Here is a 6,008-nt window from a genome sequence, read left to right as displayed (position 1 = left end):
ATTTCGCAGCAGCCGCCTGATCGGCGCAGAGCGACAGCCTACCTCTGACTGCCGCCAATCTTTGCAACAGAGCCGCGGTTTGTATTGGCGACTGGAAGAACGAATCAAAGCCCTCGAATCGCGGTGCGGATCGATGATGGGCGCAGATGGCTCGATCTTCGCGACCCGTCGGGCGCTGTATCCGGAAGTGCCTCCACATCTGCTGGACGACATGACGGCATCGATCAGCGTCATCTTCGATGGCTATCGGCTGATCAGCGCGCCGGACGTCATCGCTTATGAAAAGAGCACTACCGACGCAGGAGACGAATTCCGACGCAAGCGCCGCATCGCCTGCCGCGCCTTCAACACGCATCGCCATCTTTGGCCGCAGATCGTCAGGCACTTTGCGGCGCGCGACATCTATAAATATGTCTCGCACAAGCTGCTGCGATGGTTTGGCGCGCCGATATTGCTAATGGGGCTATTGAGTTTCAGCCTGGCATTGCTGGCGGACGGACATCCGCTTCACGCCGCCGCCCTTTGGGTCTTCTGCATTGCTGCCTTGCTGATCGGACGCATCCTTACCGTGCCGCTGCTTACCCCCATGACGGAGATCCTGCTGTCCATCGGCGCTACATTCCTGGGTGTGCTCGACGCCGTGCGGGGTAAAACCTACCAGACATGGGCACCTGCAAAGTCGCGTGACTGAAGCATATAAATCGTTCGAACCTCACCCCCTGCTTGCGTATAGAGGCGCCGAGATCCGCACGGAGAACAAGGGTGATTACGTTTCAACGGGCATCGAAGGCCGCGATCAAATGGGCCTCCTTATCGATGCTCAAATTGCGCAAAGCTGCACGCGCAAAAAGTGGCTATGGTTGCCCCGCCTGCAAAAAACCCGTCGTCGGGTTCTTTCGCTACGGCGCAAATCCGCGTTGGGGCTGCCCCTCCTGTGGCGCCTCCCCTCGCCAACGTCTGGTGGCCCATCTGCTCGATAGCGGCGGCCTCACGATTCCGCCGGGTGGGTCGGTCCTGCATATCGCTCCGAATGAAGCAGGCCTCGTCCGCCGGTTTCAGGCGCAAGCGGGCGACTATGTTCCCGCCGACCTTCACCCGGAAGTCTATGCGCTGGAAGGCATCATACCCCTCGACCTGATGCGTTTCGAAGCAAGCCAACGATATGACGTGATATATGCCAGCCACGTCATGGAGCATGTCGAAGATGACGCTCTCGTACTCTCCAACATCTATGCGGCGCTAAAATTCGGCGGAGAGGCATGGCTCATCGTCCCGCTTTGTGACAAGCCCACCATAGATGGCCATAGGGGAATGTCACAGCGCGAGAGAGAAAAGCGCTTCGGGCAATGGGACCATATCCGCCAATATGGACCTGATTTTGCCGACCGTATCCGTACTGCCGGCTTCAGCCTTGAGATGATTGCAGCGCGCGATCTGAGCCAGGTCGTACAGGATCGCTATGCGCTGGATGACGTCATTTTTCGAGCGCGCAAGCTGCAAGTTGATGGGCTGCGATAGTCCCACAACTTGGTAAGCGAGACAACTCCGCGTTTCAGCTGCATTGCTGCAGGATATACAGAATGCCGCACTGCAACATATGCTTGTTCATCGGAGAGAAATTTAGTAATTCCTATCGTAATAGTCGCGCCCGGCCGTTTGGCCACATTTGAAGTCGAGGTCGAGCGATGAATGCCCCATATCGGATGGAGCAGTCCGGATCCATAATAGCGGTAAAGCCTGCGGAGAAACGTCTCCGGCGGCTGAGCCTCTATCTGGAATTGATGGCGCTCGACAGCCTCGCGATTGTCATCGCCTTCTTCCTCGTGGGACTGATTCGGTTCGACACGGCTGCGCTGTCCGGCCTCCGCCTGTCGACGATGCTGATTCCTGTTTATCTGGGATATGCGATTCAGGGCGAGACCTACAGCAGTTCCGCTCTGCTGACGCCACGGGTCAATGCCTCCAAGGCGCTGGCTGCGCTGCTATATGCCGTGATCACGATCATCTTCGTCTTCTTCGCAATACGCGCAGCGGACACCGTATCGCGCCTGACCTTTGGCGCCGGGGCCACGCTATCGGCAATTTTCCTCGTCGGCTTGCGCTTCGCTTTCTGCCGCTACGCCGAAAGGAGACTTGAAGGATCCCCGATCAACGAACTCCTCATCATCGACGACGTAGAGTTGGAGTGCCCACGGGTAAACCACCTCGTCCACACCCGCGACATTGGCTTTGAGCCCGATCTTGGCAATCCCGAAATGCTTCAGCGCCTTGGCCTGCTGGTCGATGGATTTGAGCGCGTGGTCGTAGCATGTAGCGCCGAACGCAGGACCCGTTGGACGATGCTTCTACGCGGCGCCAACATCAACGGAGAGATCGTAGCGCCTGAATTCGATTCCACGGGTATCGTCGGGATTGGGCTGTTTAGCGGTCACGACACGCATATCGTATCGCGCGGGCCGCTCAGCACCTCCAACCGGGCCAAAAAGCGTATGCTCGATCTTCTGCTGACTGTACCAGCGATCATCGCATTGACGCCTCTGTTGCTGGTCATCGCGATCGCGATCCGACTCGACAGTCCGGGCCCGATCCTGTTCAAGCAGAACCGCATCGGACGCGGTAATCGCATGTTCAAGATCATGAAGTTTCGCAGCATGCGTGTGGAAACCTCGGACAGCAGCGGCAAGCGTTCGGCCTCCCGCGATGATGATAGAGTGACCCGGATCGGCAAGTTCATACGATCCACCAGCATCGACGAGCTTCCCCAGCTGTTCAACGTCCTGATCGGTGACATGAGCCTCGTGGGTCCACGTCCCCATGCGCTCGGCTCGATGGCGGGCAACCAGCTTTTCTGGGAAGTGGATCATAAATACTGGATGCGCCATTCGCTGAAGCCCGGAATTACCGGACTCGCGCAGGTTCGGGGCTATCGCGGCGCTACCGAAGTGCCGGATGACCTGATCAACCGGCTGGGCGCTGATCTGGAATATATCGAGAGTTGGACCCTCGGCCGGGAGTTGGTGATCCTCGCGCGAACATTGGGCGTCGTGGTCCATCGCAACGCTTTTTAGCTGCGCCGACAGAGCAAACTATCCGACGGTTAACTAGGTTGAGTTATCAGCCCCCCACGCTATGCTGCATCGCAGCGACATAGATCAGTTGGGGGCCTTTGATGTATCGATTGACGCGAGCGGTAGCTTCCGAAATTCCGGAGGCGCTACAGTCGGCCCTTTCGTGTGAAGGTGCACCTGTAGGCTCTGGGGTTTAACATGACATCACCTATTCTTGTCACTGGCACCGCAGGTTTCATTGGTCACGCGACCGCGCATCGGCTGCTGGAACGAGGTGAAACTGTAATCGGCGTTGATAACGTCAACGATTATTACGAGACGTCCCTGAAGGAAGCCAGGCTTTCGACCTTCAATGGGCGCCGGGAATTCAGCTTCCATCGCATGGACATATCCGATGCAGAAGGCATCGCGGCGTTGGTGCGCGAGAACAAGGTGACGCGCGTGGTGCATCTCGCCGCACAAGCGGGCGTGCGCTACAGCATCGACAATCCGTTCGCGTATGAAAAATCCAACCTGGCCGGTCACTTGGCGATCATGGAAGCTTGTCGGCATGCGGAGGGCTTCGGGCATTTGGTCTACGCGTCTTCCAGTTCGGTTTATGGCGATAAACCGATGGGCGGCCAGGGCTTTGTCGAAGACGAGCCTGCCACGAACCCCGTGTCGCTATATGCCGCGACCAAGCGCTCCTGCGAGCTAATGAGCCAGTCCTACGCAAAGCTATACGGCTTTCCCCAGACCGGCCTGCGCTTCTTCACGGTATATGGTCCATGGGGTCGCCCCGACATGGCCTATTTCGGCTTCACCAAGAAGATCCTGAACGGCGAGCCCATAGAAGTTTATGGTGAAGGCAAAATGGCTCGCGATTTCACCTATATCGACGACATCGTCGATGGCATCGTCGGCGCTTTGGACAATGCACCGGATAAGGGCGAGCATCGCGTCCTTAACATCGGCGACAGTCACCCGGTCGGTTTGATGGAAATGATCGAGACACTGGAGCGCGCTATCGGCAAGTCCGGTGAGAAAATCATGCGGCCTATGCAACCCGGCGATGTGACGGCCACTTACGCGGACGTTTCCAAACTCAACGCGCTGACGGGATACAAACCCAAGGTAATGCTCGAGGAAGGGCTGAACCGCTTCGCCCGGTGGTACAAGGACTACTACAACATAGCGTAGTTGCGAATTCTCACATCGCGTGGTGCGTTTTCATGCGATACACTGCGGACAAATACTTAGTAGTCGGTTGTACTCGATGGATTTTCATCGGGTGAAGCAGGCCGTGGGTGTTCCAAATCATGTCGTGCGTTTGATCAGGTCACTAATCTTCGGTTGATCAGGAGACGTGCGGCAAACCGCTTACTGGCCGTCGACTAAGTGCGACACCGTGGAGGACGTTGGTGCCGGGCAAGTCTGTTGTTTTTTTTGCTTCGCATGCACATGGAGGAGTTCGGGAAATATGGACCAATCTTGCGGAAGGCTTCCATGAGCTTGGCTATTCCGCACGTCTGGTAGGTTTATATCCCCTTCCCGCGATCACCGAGCCGCCAACGAATATCCTCGCATGGACCTATGTCATTCCCGGTACGCCGACCGGATTGAGTGGCAAATTCCGGATGCTGCGTGAATTGGCGCGATGGATGATCACGGAAAAGCCACAAGTCATCATTTCATCGATGCCTGCCGCAAATGTTCTCGTACCGTTTTTCGCTCGTATTTTCAGCCCGGCAACGCGAGTGATAATCTCCCATCATTCTCCAGCCAATGTATATAAGCCTGGCTTGAATTTGCTGGATCGTTTTACCGGGCGCGGTAAAAATGTAGCTGCTGTGGTCAGCGTTTCGAATTCGGTAAACCGCACGTTGAATGGCAAACCCGCCGCGTACAAGGCAAAGCGCGTCACGATAAATAATGCGATCCCGCCCCGCATCGAAGATCTACTCGAGCGGCTGCGGTTACAGGCAATCAATCGCCCGGAAACTCGGAAAATCGTGGTGAGCGGGCGCCTGGAGTGGCCTAAGAACCACCCCATGCTGATCCGTGCTACGGCATTGATGCGCGACGTCGAAGTCGATGTCCTCGGCTGCGGCGCGGACGAGGATGAACTGCGTGCGATGATAGACGATCTGGGCCTCACGGACCGGATGCACTTGCTTGGCAATCGGGACCGCGAAGAGGCGCTCACCTTTTTGTCGAGAGGCGATGTGTTTGTGCAGGTAAGCCTCTTCGAAGGGCATAGCCTTGCATTGATCGAGGCGGCGAAACTCGGTCTTCCGCTGGTAGTGTCGAACGTACCAAGCCAGGTTGAAGCGATCACGGCCAAAGACGGCACGCGATGCGGGATCGCAGTCGATCTGGAGGATGATGCTGGACTGGCGCGCGCTGTCGAATCCATCCTTGATGATCCCCAGCAGCGAGCCCTTTGGAGCGATCGGGCTTTGAAGCTGGCGCGGGAGTGTACTTTCGAGCAGATGATGAAGCAGTATGTGGCTTTGGCCCGCCCGTTGATCACGCCTGCAGAGCGTTCGATATCGGCCGCTATCGAACCGGCAGGCTGAAGATGAAACTGTTGACGGCTGACCCCACAGCGGCGGACGATCGCCTGCTTCTGCCTATCAGACGGGGGCCCTTGCTCTTCGCTTGGGTGATCCTGATAATCTTCTGCTTGCTCGGGCCCTTCATGTCGTACAGCGGCTTGCCTGGCACGGGCGAGGGAAGCCCCCTACGGCAGGCGGGGTACATCACCGTCTTCGCCCTCGCGGTCATCGGCAGCCGCCCGCTCATCGACCCCAAGAGGATGCTGGTCGTGCCGATCGCCATCGTCGCGGCTTTGGCCTGGGTATGGCTCAGCATCGCCTGGGCTCTAGCAGGGTGCGGAAATAGGGTCGTTCGGGGATCGATCTGAGGACTTCGACAGTTTGACGTCGGTCATTTGAAGCG

General features: G+C 57.3%; 6 protein-coding genes. All 6 read left to right on the top strand.

From position 1 onward, the window contains the following. Positions 1-691 (top strand): glycosyltransferase family 2 protein (locus QHC67_RS18450; RefSeq protein ID WP_319296599.1); only part of this gene is annotated, 691 nt, incomplete at its 5' end. Between the two features lie 71 nt (positions 692-762). Next, positions 763-1,518, top strand: coding sequence for a methyltransferase domain-containing protein (locus QHC67_RS18445; RefSeq protein ID WP_319296597.1), 756 nt, complete (start codon positions 763-765; stop codon positions 1,516-1,518). Between the two features lie 167 nt (positions 1,519-1,685). After that, positions 1,686-3,068 carry a sugar transferase gene (locus tag QHC67_RS18440; protein WP_319296595.1) on the top strand — a complete coding sequence of 461 codons (1,383 nt, stop codon included), beginning with the start codon at positions 1,686-1,688 and terminating at the stop codon, positions 3,066-3,068. Between the two features lie 198 nt (positions 3,069-3,266). Further along, a complete protein-coding gene (locus tag QHC67_RS18435; RefSeq protein WP_319296593.1) occupies positions 3,267-4,247 on the top strand; it encodes an SDR family NAD(P)-dependent oxidoreductase in 981 nt (326 codons plus the stop codon). A 221-nt stretch (positions 4,248-4,468) separates the two neighbouring features. Further along, positions 4,469-5,626 carry a glycosyltransferase family 4 protein gene (locus QHC67_RS18430; protein WP_319296592.1) on the top strand — a complete coding sequence of 386 codons (1,158 nt, stop codon included), beginning with the start codon at positions 4,469-4,471 and terminating at the stop codon, positions 5,624-5,626. 2 nt (positions 5,627-5,628) lie between these two features. After that, positions 5,629-5,973: a hypothetical protein gene (locus tag QHC67_RS18425; protein WP_319296590.1), complete on the top strand. Its 345-nt coding sequence runs from the start codon at positions 5,629-5,631 to the stop codon at positions 5,971-5,973. Positions 5,974-6,008 lie beyond the last annotated feature (35 nt).

The organism is Sphingobium sp. (assembly GCF_033795625.1).
Lineage (GTDB): Bacteria > Pseudomonadota > Alphaproteobacteria > Sphingomonadales > Sphingomonadaceae > Sphingobium.
Note: the sequence above shows the minus strand (reverse complement) of the source record. Positions and strands in the feature narration are given on the sequence as shown.